The 16,395-nt window shown below is 61.2% G+C and carries 12 protein-coding genes; 11 read left to right on the plus strand and 1 reads right to left on the minus strand.

What is annotated here, in order from left to right:
- Positions 1–72 precede the first annotated feature (72 nt).
- The 8 genes from aspA to JJN09_RS19785 all read left to right on the plus strand — a co-directional run bounded on the left by aspA (position 73) and on the right by JJN09_RS19785 (position 12,862).
- Positions 73–1,497 (plus strand): aspartate ammonia-lyase, encoded by a 1,425-nt coding sequence (gene aspA / locus JJN09_RS19750; RefSeq protein WP_096817152.1) that lies wholly within the window; start codon positions 73–75, stop codon positions 1,495–1,497.
- Between the two features lie 429 nt (positions 1,498–1,926).
- Positions 1,927–3,372 (plus strand): sodium:alanine symporter family protein, encoded by a 1,446-nt coding sequence (locus JJN09_RS19755; protein WP_249483167.1) that lies wholly within the window; start codon positions 1,927–1,929, stop codon positions 3,370–3,372.
- Between the two features lie 99 nt (positions 3,373–3,471).
- Positions 3,472–4,476 carry an asparaginase gene (locus tag JJN09_RS19760; RefSeq protein ID WP_249483168.1) on the plus strand — a complete coding sequence of 335 codons (1,005 nt, stop codon included), beginning with the start codon at positions 3,472–3,474 and terminating at the stop codon, positions 4,474–4,476.
- 265 nt (positions 4,477–4,741) lie between these two features.
- Positions 4,742–5,737: an AraC family transcriptional regulator gene (locus JJN09_RS19765; protein WP_249483170.1), complete on the plus strand. Its 996-nt coding sequence runs from the start codon at positions 4,742–4,744 to the stop codon at positions 5,735–5,737.
- Positions 5,738–5,993: 256 nt separating this feature from the next.
- Positions 5,994–7,019: a histone deacetylase family protein gene (locus JJN09_RS19770; protein WP_249483172.1), complete on the plus strand. Its 1,026-nt coding sequence runs from the start codon at positions 5,994–5,996 to the stop codon at positions 7,017–7,019.
- Positions 7,016–8,116: a polyamine ABC transporter substrate-binding protein gene (locus tag JJN09_RS19775; RefSeq protein ID WP_249483174.1), complete on the plus strand. Its 1,101-nt coding sequence runs from the start codon at positions 7,016–7,018 to the stop codon at positions 8,114–8,116. The genes JJN09_RS19770 and JJN09_RS19775 overlap by 4 nt, the downstream gene beginning before the upstream one ends.
- Positions 8,117–8,237: 121 nt before the next feature.
- Positions 8,238–9,866 carry a hypothetical protein gene (locus JJN09_RS19780; RefSeq protein ID WP_249483175.1) on the plus strand — a complete coding sequence of 543 codons (1,629 nt, stop codon included), beginning with the start codon at positions 8,238–8,240 and terminating at the stop codon, positions 9,864–9,866.
- Positions 9,764–12,862: a DUF6543 domain-containing protein gene (locus JJN09_RS19785; RefSeq protein ID WP_249483176.1), complete on the plus strand. Its 3,099-nt coding sequence runs from the start codon at positions 9,764–9,766 to the stop codon at positions 12,860–12,862. Before JJN09_RS19780 ends, JJN09_RS19785 begins: the two co-directional genes overlap by 103 nt.
- Here JJN09_RS19785 and JJN09_RS19790 read toward each other — a convergent pair.
- Positions 12,859–14,412 (minus strand): PLP-dependent aminotransferase family protein, encoded by a 1,554-nt coding sequence (locus JJN09_RS19790; RefSeq protein ID WP_249483178.1) that lies wholly within the window; start codon positions 14,410–14,412, stop codon positions 12,859–12,861. The two genes, JJN09_RS19785 and JJN09_RS19790, sit on opposite strands and share 4 nt — an antisense overlap.
- Before the next feature lie 92 nt (positions 14,413–14,504).
- Between JJN09_RS19790 and JJN09_RS19795 the strand changes: the two genes are divergently transcribed.
- Genes JJN09_RS19795 through JJN09_RS19805 form a run of 3 tightly spaced genes read left to right on the plus strand, consistent with a single transcriptional unit; the run spans position 14,505 to position 16,269 of the window.
- Complete coding sequence (locus JJN09_RS19795) at positions 14,505–15,128, plus strand: FMN-binding negative transcriptional regulator (protein WP_085686023.1); 624 nt, start codon at positions 14,505–14,507, stop codon at positions 15,126–15,128.
- Between the two features lie 10 nt (positions 15,129–15,138).
- Positions 15,139–15,585 (plus strand): GNAT family N-acetyltransferase, encoded by a 447-nt coding sequence (locus tag JJN09_RS19800; RefSeq protein WP_249483179.1) that lies wholly within the window; start codon positions 15,139–15,141, stop codon positions 15,583–15,585.
- Between the two features lie 12 nt (positions 15,586–15,597).
- On the plus strand, positions 15,598–16,269 hold the full coding sequence (locus JJN09_RS19805; RefSeq protein WP_249483180.1) for a GNAT family N-acetyltransferase: 672 nt from the start codon (positions 15,598–15,600) through the stop codon (positions 16,267–16,269).
- The last annotated feature ends 126 nt before the right edge of the window (positions 16,270–16,395 follow it).

The following is a 16,395-nucleotide window of genomic DNA, read 5'->3' on the forward strand; positions in this document are numbered from 1 at the left end:
CAAATTTTCCCACAAGCCTAGCATTCGCAGCGTTCCGGCACAGACCGGGTCCATATCGAGATGATTTCTATCATGTCCTCCGCTGCATCATTCCGCACAGAAAACGACCTGCTTGGCGCCCTCGAAGTCCCTGCTCAAGCGTATTACGGCATCCAGACCCTGCGAGCGGTGAACAACTTCCGCCTCTCGGGCGTTCCGATTTCGCACTACCCGAAGCTGGTTGTCGGTCTGGCGATGGTCAAACAGGCCGCCGCTGACGCCAACCGTGAGCTGGGTCACCTGAGCGAAGCCAAGCACGCTGCCATCAGCGAAGCCTGTGCACGTCTGATCCGCGGTGATTTCCACGAAGAGTTCGTGGTTGACATGATTCAAGGTGGCGCCGGTACCTCCACCAACATGAACGCCAACGAAGTGATCGCCAACATTGCTCTGGAAGCGATGGGTCACCAGAAAGGCGAATACCAGTATCTGCACCCGAACGACGACGTGAACATGGCGCAGTCGACCAACGACGCCTACCCGACTGCGATCCGCCTGGGTCTGCTGCTGGGTCACGACGCGCTGCTCGCCAGCCTCGACAGCCTGATTCAGGCATTCGCGGCCAAGGGGCAAGAATTCAACCACGTCCTGAAGATGGGCCGTACCCAGCTGCAAGACGCCGTGCCGATGACCCTGGGTCAAGAGTTCCGCGCTTTCGCCACCACCATGGGCGAAGACCTGGCCCGTCTGAAGACGCTGGCCCCGGAACTGCTGACTGAAGTGAACCTGGGCGGTACCGCGATCGGTACCGGCATCAACGCCGACCCGCGCTACCAGGCCCTGGCCGTACAGCGTCTGGCGCTGATCAGCGGTCAACCGCTGGTTCCAGCCGCCGACCTGATCGAAGCCACTTCCGACATGGGCGCCTTCGTGCTGTTCTCCGGCATGCTCAAGCGCACCGCGGTCAAGCTGTCGAAGATCTGCAACGACCTGCGCCTGCTGTCCAGCGGCCCACGCACCGGCATCAACGAAATCAACCTGCCGGCGCGCCAGCCAGGCAGCTCGATCATGCCAGGCAAGGTCAACCCGGTGATTCCGGAAGCCGTGAACCAGGTGGCATTCCAGGTCATCGGTAACGACCTGGCGCTGACCATGGCAGCCGAAGGCGGCCAACTGCAACTGAACGTGATGGAGCCGCTGATCGCCTTCAAGATCCTCGACTCGATCCGCCTGCTGCAACGCGCCATGGACATGTTGCGCGAGCACTGCATCGTCGGCATCACCGCCAACGAAGCGCGCTGCCGTGAACTGGTCGAGCACTCGATCGGTCTGGTCACCGCACTGAACCCGTACATCGGCTACAAAAACGCCACCCGCATCGCCCGCATCGCTCTTGAAAGCGGCCGCGGCGTGCTGGAACTGGTGCGCGAAGAAGGTCTGCTCGACGAAGCCATGCTCGCCGACATCCTGCGCCCGGAAAACATGATTGCTCCGCGTCTGGTGCCTCTGAAAGGCTGATCCGACGCGTTACTTGTAGCACCGCTCACCAGGTCGAGGGACTAGACACCTCTCACCTTTTGAGGGCTTGGGGATCATTCCCCAAGCCCTTTTTTTTAACTATTTGAAAGGACAATCGTCTTCTGTGGGAGAAATCCCGCAAAAGCCCGACGCCGGTAACGTCGGGTGTTTCAAAGCCTCGTTTCGTCGCTTGCACCACAACCGTGCAGACGGGCGCCGCACTGATCGGTATAGTGCCGCCCCTCTTCGCGTGAGCGGTCGTCGGTAACGAGGCCATAACCCATGCGAAACCCGAACTAATAACAAACCCGCGAAATGGAACCGGGACGAAACCCTCGCCTCGCCTGTCGTGCCGAACGCACACCGGTGTAACGCGATGTTTCTGACCATCCAGTATTTGCTTACACAAAAAACAGCGAGGAAAAATCCATGCTCGAAGTCATCAACGACTTCCTCTCAGGGAAAGTACTGATCGTGCTCATTGTCGGGCTCGGTAGCTACTTCACGATTCGCTCGCGTTTCGTTCAATTGCGCCACTTCTTCCACATGTTCGCGGTGTTCCGCGACAGCCTCAAAGGCAGCGCCGGGCAACTCAGCTCGTTCCAGGCCCTGATGCTCAGCCTCGCCGGCCGCGTCGGTGCAGGCAACATCGCCGGTGTCGGCATCGCCGTGACCCTCGGTGGTCCGGGTGCGGTGTTCTGGATGTGGGTGACCGCACTGGTCGGAATGTCCAGCAGCTTCTTTGAATGCACCCTGGCCCAGGTCTACAAACGCGCCGATGGCGACGGCCTGTACCGTGGTGGCCCGGCCTACTACATCCAGCACGGCCTGAAGCTCAAAGGCATGGCGGTGGTGTTCTCGATTCTGCTGCTGGTCACCTACGGCTTCGCCTTCATCGGCCTGCAGTCCTACACCGTGACCCACTCGCTGCAGAACGCCTTTGCCTTTGACCCGCAACACACCGGTATCGTCCTGGCAGTGCTTCTGGCCATTACCTTCATCGGCGGCATCAAGCGCATCGCTTCGGTGTCCGACCTGCTGGTACCGATCAAGACCCTGGCCTACATCGGCGTGACCCTGTACGTGATCGGCACCCAGATCGAACACGTGCCAGCCATGCTGGAAACCATCTTCAAGAGCGCTTTCGGTCTCGACCCTGCTTTCGGCGGTCTGCTCGGCAGCGCGATTGTCATGGGCGTGAAGCGTGGCGTGTTCGCCAACGAAGCGGGTCTGGGCAGTGCGCCGAACGTCGCCGCCGTGGCCGCCGTGAAGCACCCGGGCGCTCAGGGCGTGGTTCAGGCTTTCAGTGTGTTCCTCGACACCTTCGTGATCTGCACCTGCACCGCACTGCTGATCCTGCTGTCGGGCTTCTACACCCCGGGCTTCGAAGGTGACGGCATCGTCCTGACCCAGAACTCGCTGGCCGCCGTGGTCGGTGACTGGGGCCGCATGTTCGTCAGCGTCGCACTGTCGCTGTTCGTCTTCACTTGCATCCTCTACAACTACTACCTGGGCGAGAACAGCTTGCAGTTCCTCACCCGCAACCGCGCCGCGCTGATGGTTTTCCGCGGCCTGGTGCTGGCGCTGGTGGTCTGGGGTTCGATGCAGGACCTGTCGACCGTGTTCGCCTTCGCCGATATCACCATGACCTGCCTGGCCTTCGTCAACCTGATGGCCCTGGCCCTGCTGTTCAAGGTCGGCATGCGTGTGATGCGCGACTACGACGAGCAACGCCGCGCCGGCGTCAAACAGCCAGTGTTCGATTCCAGCAAATTTGCCGATCTGGACTTGGATCTGAAGGCCTGGCCGACCAATCCGTCGGCCGACACTCAGGCCAACGCTCAGCCGCATGGCATCCCCGCAGCGCAACGCTGATCGGGTAAAAACCGGGCGCAGGTCTTGCGCCCGGCGTGACACAAGCAGCGGTCAGCGTCATGCTCGACCGCCTGCTGTCTTCGTTCAGGAGAACTCCCCATGAATTCCTCGACCTACCCTGCTGCCCAGCACGTCATGGTGCTGTACACCGGTGGCACCATCGGCATGCAGGCCAGCGCCAATGGCCTCGCCCCGGCTTCCGGTTTCGAAGCGCGGATGCGCGATTACCTGCACAGCCAGCCTGAGCTGGTGGTGCCGCAGTGGCGCTTTCGCGAGATGTCACCGCTGATCGACAGCGCCAACATGACCCCGACCTACTGGCAGCAACTGCGTGAAGCGGTCGTCGACGCTGTCGATGTGCAAGGCTGCGACAGCGTGCTGATCCTGCACGGCACCGACACCCTGGCCTACAGCGCCGCCGCCATGAGCTTCCAGTTGCTCGGCCTGCATGCCCGCGTGTGCTTCACCGGCTCGATGCTGCCGGCCGGCGTCACCGACAGCGACGCCTGGGAAAACCTCAGCGGCGCACTGGTCGCCCTCGGCCACGGCCTGGCGCCGGGTGTGCATCTGTACTTCCACGGTGAGCTGCTGGCCCCGACCCGTTGCGCGAAAGTGCGCAGCTTCGGCCGTCATCCGTTCAAACGTCTGGAGCGTCAGGGCGGCGGTGTGAAAGCCACTTCCTTGCCGGCAGCGTTGAACTACAACCAACCGAAGCAACTGGCAAAAGTTGCCGTGTTGCCGCTATTCCCGGGCATTGGCGCCGAGATCATCGACGGCCTGCTCGACAGCGGCATTCAGGGTCTGGTGCTGGAGTGCTACGGCAGCGGCACCGGGCCGAGCGACAATCCAGAGTTCCTCGCCAGCCTTGGCCGGGCGCGGGACAACGGTGTCGTCGTAGTTGCCGTGACGCAGTGCCATGAAGGCGGTGTGGAGCTGGATGTCTACGAAGCCGGCAGCCGCTTGCGTGGCGTTGGCGTGCTGTCCGGTGGTGGCATGACTCGCGAAGCAGCGTTCGGCAAGCTGAACGGATTGCTCGGAGCGGGGTTGGACGTGGCGGAAGTTCGGCGCCTGGTGGAACTGGACTTGTGTGGTGAGTTGGTCTGAGAACGACTCAAGATTGACCCTCACCCTAACCTTCCCGAAACGTCGGACCGCCCAGAGGGAGAGGGGACTGACCGAGTTGTTCTTTTGAGCTACATCGACCTGAAAACTCAGGCCGAACAGTGGACTTGAAAAGCACGAAGATCGGCCCCCTTTCCCCCTCTCCTTGGGGAGAGGGCTGGGGTGAGGGGCTGGTTCTGGCGGGCACCACAATTTCGCGGCACACAACTTGCTGCCGTTTCCAGCATCCCCAGGCTGGAAGTCCCCGATGCTCCACTCCCACCTCACCACCCTCAACGCCGTCTCTCTGGTGCTCAACACATTCAGGGATCAAGGCCTGTCCAGCGAAGCGCTGCTGGCCGGCAGCGGCATCAGCGCGGCGGATCTGAGCCGGGCCGACACCCGCATCACCACCAATCAGGAGATGCAGGTCTGCGCCAACGCGGTCGCGCTCAAGCACGACATCGGCCTGGAACTGGGCCGGCGCATGCACGTTTCCTGCTACGGCATCCTCGGTTACGCGCTGCTGACCTGTGCCACCTTCGGTGACGCTTTACGCCTGGCGATCCGTTATCCGGCGCTGCTGGGAACACTTTTCGAACTGAGCCTGGAAGACGACGGCGAGCGCGTCTGGTTCGTCGCCGCCGATTACCGCGAGAGTCCGGGGATGGCGGTGTTCAACGCGGAGTTCTGTCTGGTGTCGCTGAAAGTCATCTGCGACGACCTGCTCGGCCATCCGCTACCTCTACTGGCCACCCGCTTCGAACACACCGCGCCAGACTATCGCGACAGCTACGCCGAACACTTCAAGGCGCCACTGCACTTCGGCGCCAAGGACAACGCCTTCGCCTTCGACCGGCGCTGGCTCGATCAACCGCTGCCGCTCGCAGACATCATCACCCACCAGGCCATGGCCGAACGCTGCCGTAAACAGAACACCGAGTTCACTGGCCGGCAGGCGTGGCTGGGGCGGATCCGCCAGTTGCTCAGTGCACAACTCAACGCCGCACCGGGGCTGGAAGGTCTGGCGCAACAGATGAACTGTTCGCCGCGCACCTTGCGCCGGCATCTGAAAGACATGGGTTGCAGCTATCAGGAACTGCTCGACGAACTGCGCTTCGAGCGGGCCAAGCAGATGCTTTGCGAGGATCAGTTGCCGATCTACCGCATCGCCGAAACCCTGGGCTTCAGCGAGACCGCGAGCTTTCGCCATGCCTTCGTGCGCTGGAGCGGTGTGGCGCCGAGCCAGTTCCGTCCACACTGACACTTTCCCTGTGGGAGCTGGCTTGCCAGCGATGGCGTCGGCACATTCGGTATTGAAGTCGCCTGACACTCCGCTATCGCTGGCAAGCCAGCTCCCACAGGTTTCGCGTCCCAGATAAAAGAACCAGAGGGAGGGGCGAATTTCGGTCAGTTCTTTTGGCCATATCGATCCCCTTTTGGCCGCCTCTGACGTTCTCCGATTCGCCCCGCGCCGCAACACTGGAGCTAACCGAATCAGCCCCTGCGGAGAACAACAAATGCTGACGATCTACTCTGACGATCACCACCTGCACCACGGCCGCTGCGAATTGATCGACGGGCAACTCAAGCCTTGCTTCGAGATGCCGTCCCGCGCCGACCACGTGCTGCAACGGGTGAAAAACCAACACCTCGGCCCGGTCGAGGCGCCGAAGGATTTCGGCCTCGGCCCGATCGAGCGCATCCACAGCCGCGACTACCTCGACTTCTTCAAAGGCGCCTGGGCACGCTGGACCGAATTCAACACCGACGGCGACTTGCTCCCTTACACCTGGCCGGCGCGCACCTTGCGTCAGGTCAAACCGACCAGCCTGCACGGCCAGCTCGGCTATTACAGCTTCGACGGCGGCGCGCCGATCACCGCCGGCACCTGGCAAGCCGCCTACAGCGCGGCGCAAGTGGCACTGACCGCACAAGCGGAAATCCAGCGCGGTGCACGCGGAGCCTTCGCCCTGTGCCGTCCACCGGGACACCACGCTGCTGGCGACTTGATGGGCGGCTATTGCTACCTCAACAACGCCGCCATCGCCGCGCAGGCATTCCTCGATCAGGGCCACAAGAAAGTCGCGATCCTCGACGTCGACTACCACCACGGCAACGGCACCCAGTCGATTTTCTACGAGCGCAGCGACGTGCTGTTCACCTCTATCCACGGCCACCCGGAAGCGGAATTTCCCTTCTTCCTGGGCTACGAAGATGAACGCGGTGAAGGCGCCGGCGAAGGCTTCAACTTCAACTACCCGCTGCCGGCCGGTTCCGGCTGGGACGTCTGGAGCGCGGCGCTGGATCAGGCCTGCCAGGAGATCGACAACTACGGTGCCGACATCATCGTCGTATCGCTGGGTGTCGACACCTTCAAGGACGATCCGATCTCGCAGTTCAAGCTCGACAGCCCGGATTACCTGGCGATGGGAAAACGCATCGCGGCCCTCGGCAAACCGACCCTGTTCGTCATGGAAGGTGGCTACGCGGTGGAAGAAATCGGCATCAACGCGGTGAACGTGCTTGAAGGTTTCGAACAATGAGCAGACTCAAGCACTTCATCGCGCCGGCGTTGTGCGCGGCGCTGCTGAGCAGCGGCGCCCACGCGGAAGAACGCACCCTGCGCGTCTACAACTGGTTCGACTACATCACCCCCAAGGCACTGGAAGATTTCAAGGCGCAGAACAGCCAGACCAAACTGGTCTACGACATCTTCGACACCAACGAAGCGCTGGAGGCCAAGCTGCTGACCGGTAACTCCGGCTATGACGTGGTGGTGCCGTCCAACGTGTTCCTGGCCAAGCAGATCGAGGCCGGGGTGTTCCAGCCGCTGGATCGCAGCCAGTTGCCGAACTGGAACCACCTCGACCCGAAACTGATGAAGCTGATCGAGGCCAACGACCCGGGCAACAAATTCGCCGTGCCTTACATGTACGGCACCATCCTGATCGGCTTCAACCCGGCCAAGGTCAAGGCTGCACTGGGTGACAACGCGCCAGTGGACAGCTGGGACCTGATCTTCAAGGAAGAGAACATCAGCAAGCTCAAGCAGTGCGGCGTCGCACTGCTCGACTCGCCGTCGGAGATCCTGCCGCTGGCCCTGCAACACCTTGGTCTGGACCCCAACAGCAAGAATCCGGCGGACTACGCCAAGGCCGAAGCGCTGTTGATGAAGATCCGTCCGTACGTGACCTACTTCCATTCGTCCAAGTACATGGCCGATATCGCCAACGGTGACATTTGCGTCGCGGTCGGTTATTCCGGCAGTTTCTCGCAAGCCGCCAACCGCGCCAAAGAGGCGAAGAACGGCGTGGTGGTAGACATGCGCCTGCCGAAGGAAGGCGCGCCGATCTGGTTCGACATGCTCGCCATCCCGAAAGGCGCGAAGAACCCGCAGGACGCCTACACCTTCATCAATTATCTGCTGCAACCGCAGGTGATCGCGCCGGTCAGCGACTTTGTCGGGTATCCAAACCCGAACAAGGATGCCACCGACCATGTCGATCCGGCGATCCGCAACAACCCCAACCTGTACCCGACCGATGCGGCGATGAATACGCTCTACACCCTGCAACCGTTGCCGCGTGATGCGGAACGGGCTCGAACCCGGGCGTGGACCAAGATCAAGTCCGGCACCTGAAGTCCTGTACCCTTGACCCAGACCCGCTCGTGCGGGTCTTTTTTTGCCTGGCGAGACCTATGTACCGCATTGCGTCGTGGCCCGGATTTTAGTGTCCGGGTTTTCCCCCTTGGACACGACCATGACTGAACCTGCAGCAGCCGCCACCCCAAGCGTTTCCCCTCCCTTGCTGAAACAGAGCCGGCTGATCGAACTGACCGGACAGGGTTACTCGCTGAATCAAGTTGCCTCGGCGCTGTTGCGCGAAGCGTTGAACAAAAGCCATTCCGACCAACACATCGACCCGGATCACACCATGCTCGCGACGCCCTTGGGCGAAACCGACGCAACACCGAACACTGCCGGAGCCTTTGCCTTCGAATCCCTGACCCATGCCTTTATCCAGCATTGCCTGCACAAGACCACGGCCGACTACATCGAAGGCGAGCACTTCCTGACCCGTACACCCAGCGCGATTCCTCCGACGCTCCTGCCGGTGAGCATGGACGACATCACCGCGCTGATGAACGATCACACACCTTTTCTGCTTCTCGAATACCAGCAGCGTCAGCTCGATTACTGGAATGAATCCGCCAACACCCAGCCGCGCTGGCAAGAGCTGTCCGATCTGTTGTGTTCGGCCGCGAATGTGCAATCGGCCAACGGCTGGGACGTCGACGAATGCGCACTCGCGCGATTTGTGGCACAGCACCCCGACAAGGCTGAGCGCTCGACAGTCAGCAGCGATTTCGCCGGGCTGAGGGCCTGCATGATGGACATTGATCTGGTTGACGACGCGGACAGCGCACATCTGACCATCGCCGGAGCGCTGGTGCTGAGCGCCACCGTCAAACAGCGACAACGAATCCTGATGTACACCATCGTTGATGGCTATGAGTCATTTGACTCGCTCGCCGCACTGGGCGAAACATTGCCACAGCGACTCGGTCCCGAGTTGTCCGAGCGCTCCCTGAAATGGCGCTTGATCGAGCCTGACGGGCACATCTTCGATGCCGTTGCACAGGCGTTGATCAGCAACCAGCTCGGCGCAATCGAGGCACTGGATCCCGCCAGCCAGTCGGTCAGTGCCCACTCCGGTTCCGGGCGACACAGCCACGACCGTTTCAGTCCGCTTGAACGCGCCCGGCTCGACCAGCTGGAAGAGGCCATTCCCGATTGGCTGCAAGCCGGCTCCATCCATGACCTGCAGGACTACAGTCGCTACATTGCCGAGCTCGGGACCTTGCGTAACGACGCCGGGAGCGGCGCTTTCAAAGAAGACGACATTCCTCTGATCAAACCCTACGCCGAACGCCGGATGCGTGAAGCGATCATCGCCGACGAACGCGCCGTGGGGGCCGCTGATCTGCCTTTGGAACACCTGCTGATCACCGTGACCAACAGCTTCGGAACTGGCGACTTCACCTTGCCGAATCCATTTGACCAGGTACACGAAACCCTGGGTGAGTTTGCCCTGCAAAACGCCCCGCCCTATCTGGCCACAATCGCGTTCGACAATGGCCGGGCCGTACCTGCCTGGTTGACCGTGGATTTTCTGACCGCCATCGCGGAAAAGGTCGATATCGGTGGTCATTACCCGCCATTGATCAAACGCACACTGATCGATGACCCGATCCGCCGCGCCGCGCCGCGCAAAAGGCCCGTTACATGCGCCAGTTGCCGACGCTACTGCCGTTGCTCGCGCTGGAGTGCAAACTCAAGCGCCTGGGCGACGTCGATGAGCGCGGTTATGCCTACGTTTGCCAGTTGATGGACGCCATCAACCGCAAACTGCCGACGGTAGAACATCCGGTGACCATCCGGCCCCTGGCGTTCATGCCTCGTCACCGTTTGAGCGGACGCTCGGACGCTGTCGCCAACATGTTCATCATTTGCCCGCGAGACCATGCCCAGGGTCCCTGCCTGTTGTACCGGCCACTGCTGAACACTCCATTGATGCAGTTCGCCTCTTTGCAGAACCTGATGTATGCGCTGTATCAGGATGGGGAACTGCGCAATTCGGTACTGGCCTGGCTGGGTAGCGCCGCGTTGAGTTTCGAGTACTCGCAATACGCCTTCCCGGTCGGTCTGCCCTCGCCGTGGATCGTCACCCAGCTGGCCACAGAACCCTTCATGCACCTGGACCTGACCGGCCCGATCGGACTGGAAAACGCCCCCCTCGACGGCGATATCCTCGCTTCACTGTATGCAGCCAACAGTCAGGCACTGGTCGAACTTGCCAACCGCCAGTCGCAGTCCAACAGTGAGCGACGCTGGACGCTGCTGGCGGACAGTGGCTGGGCGATCTTCAGCATCGCCGCGAACTTCATGAGCGGTGCGGCGGGAACGGCCGTCTGGGTCTGGCAGACCATCACCCAGATCCAGCAGGCGATCGATGCCCATGAACGCGACGACACCTTCGTGGCCTGGAAATCCACCGCCGATGTTCTGCTGACGCTCGGCATCATCCTGACCCAACGCGTTGTGGCGAGGCGCAATCGTTCGTGGCTGCCGCACTTTAAAGAGCCCTACAAGGTTGCCGAGCGATCGCCGAAAAACGAGCAGCCCGCCAGGACGCCCCAATCCGTACCCGAGCCCACGCCGTCAGTCATACTCGACACGGCCACCCTCACCGGCGAGGTGCGTGCCGGGCATTTCACCCAGCTCGAACCCGGGACACTGCTGCGACCGGGCAGCAGCACGCGCTTCATTGCGATGCTCGACAGTTTCAAGATGCCCGAACCTGATCTGAGCGCTAACAGCGCCTCACCGGTCAATCACCTGTACACCCTCGCGGGCAAGACCTGCGCTCGGGTCGGCACGCGCTGGTTTGAGGTCATCGCCCGGACAGACGAGCCAGTTCACATCGTTGATCCGGTCGATCCACAACGTATCGGCATGGCACTGAAATACGACGAGGCTGCCGGACAATGGCACTGGGATCCGAAACTGCGCTTGCGCGGTGGCATGCCGAAAAGCCGGATCGAGGCGTTCCGCCGCTCCAAAAAACAGACCATGGATACCGCCTGGACGACGCTGGAACAATTTGAAGCAGGCGAGACCGAGGCGAAAAAACAATTGAAGGAGGCGCTGCTCGCGCTTCCACGGGACACCAGCGAAGCCGGATTCGAGCGATCCGCATCCACTTATCTCGACAAAGCGCTGAAGCTGGGCAACGGCTACACCCAGGCCTTGGTCCAACTCGAAAACTGGCGTGAGGCTGGGGGCGGCGGCTCGGTACACCAGGCCAAGCTGATGAGCCTGACCCTGGGCCAGCACCGCTGTCTGGGCTCGTGGCTACGAGTGAAAATGCGGATGTACGCCAAGACCACCCAGATATTCGTCGAAAGCGCAGCCCGACAGACAGCGATACCGCGCCAACAACAGATCGAAATCGCCACCGTCGCCACAACGCTGAGCGACGAAATGATTGCTAACCTGCAGACTCTTGATCGCTCGCTGCGGGTACTGAAAAGCCATTCGGCCAAGGCCAGAGAAGTGGCCACGAGGCTGAAATTGCTGCTGCCGGACTTCAGCACACTCGACCTCAAGGCCAACGAGATGGGCATGACCTACGAGCGCTGTGTCGTAGAGCAGCCGAATGCCGCCATGGATGCCGCCCGCGTCGCTATCGGCATCATCACCGCCACTGCCGCCGATGCCGCTCACGAACTTTCCTTGCTGAGCAGAACCGCTTTCGTACCGGACGGACAACCGGCGCGTATCGAACGCTTGTCGAGATGGAACGACCTGTTTGCCAGCCTCGGCGAACGCGTCGAACAGTTGCCTGCCGAGCATCCCGACCAATTCGTCCAGGCCCGGCTCGACAGGGTTCGCGAGTTGATCGGCGAATTCCACCAGGTGACCCGCGAACGCCTGGCTACGGAACTGCCGGAACCGCAAGCTCAACTGGAACCCGTCAAGTCCCGGCCGCAACCGTCTACGTCACAACACAAAGTAAAAGTCAGCAAAAGCCGCCCGCGCCCTGATAACGGCGAGCAGGTAGCGGAGGCCCGAAGCAGCGATTCCGGCTCAGAAACTGCGTTCATCAAACTCTCGACACAACGGCCCGGACCGAAGGCGCCTGCCGATGACGTGGAACTGATTTCATCGGCGATGGAACTGAGCCTGCACATCGACGACTTCAACAGGAAAACCCGCGAAGACGCCAAGCGACCAGGGCGCATTCCCGCAGACATTCGCGATTTGTTCGATCAGCAAGTCGAGCGTCTGAAACAGACGGCCAGTGACGTAGACATTGCGATCGACAGACGAAAAAAGTCGAAGCAGGAACCACTTCCCATCGCTGTGCTCAGCACGGAACTGCGCGAAGGCGCGACCCGCACCCAGGCCGAAGGCATTGCCACTTACTCGACCATGCTCAAGTTGCGCAAACCCCGAGAGACCTATTTCCACTGGCTGCACGGCAATGGGCAAATCAAGGTGATCAAGGACCCGCGCGGGCGCATCCGCACCCGTCATCGCCGAGACTACTTTCAGGAGTACCGGATTCTCGACAAAACCAACGCCGACAAACCACTGTGGGTGGCGCACTTCCATTACGACCAGCTTGAGGATTCGGATGAGCGGTACACCATCGCCCACCTGAAATTTTCCGATGCATATCTGCAGACACTCGATGATAAAACCCGCCAGACACTCGACGCTTTTGATGCCGTTGACAATGCACTGAGGCGTATCGTCGATCCGCAGGTGCGCGACCTGTTCCTCAAACCGCAGCCGGACGCTCTACCGAAAGACGATTAGCGGCACCAGACTTCGCGCAAGCGGGCCAGAGCCGATTCGATCGCCGGCTCTGGCACCGCCGCAAAGCCCAGCACCAGACCGGCACGCTGATCGATCGGTGTTGTCGATTCCGGCAGCCAATACTGGCTCAAGCCATTGATTTCCACTTCGACACTGGCCGCCTGCTCAATCAATTGTTGTTCGCGGGCCATGCTGTCGACCCTCACAGTGAGGTGCAGACCGGCAGACACGACCGGCAGCTCGCCAGCACCCGCCAGGCCTTGAGGCCAACCGTCGATCAGCGCGTCACGCCGACTCAGGGCTGCCCGGCGCATCCGCCGGATATGTCGCTGAAAGTGCCCGCCAGCCATGAACTCGGCCATCACCGCTTGAGTGCTCACTTCCGAATGCCGGACGTCCACCGCACGCCGTTGCGCAAATGCTTCCACCAGCCCCGGCGGCAACACCAGATAACCCAGGCGCAATGCCGGGAACGCGACTTTGCCGAAGGTGCCGACGTACAGAACGCGACCCTGGCGATCGAGTGCGGCCAACGGAGCCAATGGCGCCCCGGTGTAGCGATATTCGCCGTCGTAATCGTCCTCGACAATCCACCCGCCGGTGCGTTCGGCCCAGGCCAGCAACTCCAGGCGCCGCGCCAGGCTCATCACCACCCCGGTCGGGTACTGATGAGACGGTGTGACATAAGCCACCCGACAATCTTCGACGGCCGTGAGCGCCGCGCAATCGATGCCTTCCTCGTCCACCGCAATACCGTGCAATCGACCACCGGCCAGCGCGAAGGCGTGACCGGCAGCGCGGTATCCGGGATTCTCGATGCCCACTCCTGCACCAGGCTCCACCAGCAACTGTGCACAAAGGCTGATTCCCTGCTGCGCACCACTGGTGATCACAATTTGCTCAGCCGAGCACTGCATGCCGCGCGAACTGCGCAAATAGGCAGCGATCAGTCCACGCAGCCGCGCATCGCCCGCCGGGTCGCCGTAACACAGTTGCTGTAAATCGGGTTTACGCCAGAACGCCGCATTCAGCTTGGCCCAGACGTCGAACGGGAACAGATCGAACGCCGGAACCCCTACCCTGAAAGCCCTTGGCGGACCGCTCGGTGGCGTTGGTAAATGGTTCTGTTCCAGCCGCTGCAAAGCACCGCTGTGGATAACTTTGCTGGATAAATTCCCAGTGTCTTTAGCCTGTTTTGTGGATAAAGCTGTGGGTAAGCCTGTTGAAAAGCCTGTGGATACTTTTGTGGATAGTTTTTTTGTGGGTGTAGTCGATTGTGGCAACTGCGCCACATAAGTGCCGTCCCCGACCCGCCCTTCGATAAAACCTTCGGCATACAGCTGATCGTAGGCGCGCACCACGCTGTTGCGGGAAATCGCCAGCGCCAGCGCCAGATCGCGGCTCGCCGGCAAGCGTGTGCCACTGGCCAGACGCCCGTCGAGCACCCGCAGGCGCAATGCCTGATAAAGCTGACGGCTCAGGCCTTTGCGGCGGTCGAGTGCAATACCGGCAGGATTGAACGGCAGCGACAACAGGGTCGAATCGGGCATGACAATGGACCTATGAAATTGGTCATCAATGGCTCTTACAACAGACCAATAGCCTGCCTACGATGCAGGCATTCGCCAAGGAAATTTTCTCCATGTACACGCCCCGCGCCTTTGCCATCGACGATTTGTCCCAACTGCACGAACTGATCCTTGCCACCCGCCTCGCCATCCTGGTGACTCACGGTGAGCAAGGCTTGCAGGCCAGCCATGTGCCAGTGCTGCTGCATCGCGAACAAGGTCCGAACGGCACGCTCTACGGGCATCTGGCCAAGGCCAACCCGCAGTGGAAAGACCTGCGCGACGGCGCCGAAGCCATGCTGATTTTTCCCGGTGCCGACGCCTATGTCAGCCCGGGCTTTTATCCGAGCAAGGCCGAGCATGGCAAAGTCGTGCCGACCTGGAACTACGTTGCCGTGCATGCCTATGGTCACGCCGAAACCTTCAGCGATGGCGGTCGCCTGCTAGACATTGTCAGTACCCTCACCAATCGCCATGAGGCGGGCCGCGCTCAGCCCTGGTCGGTCGACGATGCCCCGGCCGATTACATCGACGGCATGCTCAAGGCCATCGTCGGTTTTGCCATTCCGATCGACCGCCTCGAAGGCAAGCGCAAGCTCAGCCAGAACCGCAGCGCCGAAGATATCGCCGGCGTGCGCGAAGGCCTGGCCGCCAGCCCCGACATCAACGATCAAACCCTCGCTCACTTGATGCGTTAAGGAAATCACTATGAGTCAGATCGACATCCGCCCGGTCAGCGCCGCCGATCATGCAGCGTGGCTGCCGCTGTGGCAGGCCTACCTGCGCTTCTACAACACCGAACTGCCGGACGCCGTCAGCCAAAGCACCTGGCAGCGTTTTCTCGACCCGAACGAACCGACGCACGCGGCACTCGCCTGGGACGAAGACAAGGCGGTGGGCATGGTGCACTTCATCTACCATCGTTCGAACTGGAGCATCGAAAACTCCTGCTACCTGCAAGACCTGCTGGTGGAACCGCAAACCCGTGGCACCGGCGTCGGCCGTCTGCTGATCGAACACGTTTACGCCACGGCCAAGGCCGACGGTTGCTGCAAGGTGCACTGGCTGACGCACGAAACCAACGCCACCGCGATCCAGCTCTACGAGCGCATCGCCGAACGCCCGGGCTTCATCCAGTTTCGCAAAGCCATTTAAGGAGCCACCTGCATGACGATTTCACTCGCCGACTGGAAAGGCGTCCCGCAGCCCTCGACCACCCTGATCGAAGGCCGCTTCATCCGCCTGGAAAAACTCGACCCGGCGCGCCACGGCGACGACCTGTTCAGTGCCTTGCAAGGCCCCGGCGCCGACCCGAAGCTCTGGGATTACTTGTCCTACGGCCCGTTCCCGGAGCGCGGCGCTTTCAATGACTGGCTGAACAACCACGCCGCCCACAGCGATCCGTACTTCTTCAGTGTCATCGACCGCGCCAGCGGCCAGGTGCAAGGTATCCTCAGCCTGATGTCGATCGTCCCGGACCAGGGCCGAATCGAAATCGGTCACGTCACTTTCGGCGCGCCGATGCAGCGCTCGCCGAAAAGCACCGAGGCGGTCTTCCTGCTGGCCAAAGAATCCTTCGCCCTCGGCTACCGCCGCCTCGAATGGAAATGCAACAACGGCAACGCCCGCTCCAGATACGCGGCCGAGCGGCTGGGTTTCAGCTTCGAAGGCGTGTTCCGCCAGCACATGGTGGTCAAGGGCCAGAACCGCGATACCGCGTGGTACTCGATCCTGGACTCGGAATGGCCGGCGATTGCGGCGGGGTTCGAGCGCTGGTTGAGCGATGAGAATCAGACAGCGGATGGGCAGGTGAAAGGGTTGGTTGAGTGCCGCGGTTGAGCCAGTAAACGTAAAGATCGCAGCCTGCGGCATCTCACAACAGGGATGTCCAAGGCTGTGATTTCAACCCTGCATCACGGTCACATCTGCAATGAATTGCATATGAGCATCCGGATTTGCGACCCC

The organism is Pseudomonas sp. HS6 (genome assembly GCF_023375815.1).
Taxonomy (GTDB): Bacteria; Pseudomonadota; Gammaproteobacteria; order Pseudomonadales; family Pseudomonadaceae; genus Aquipseudomonas.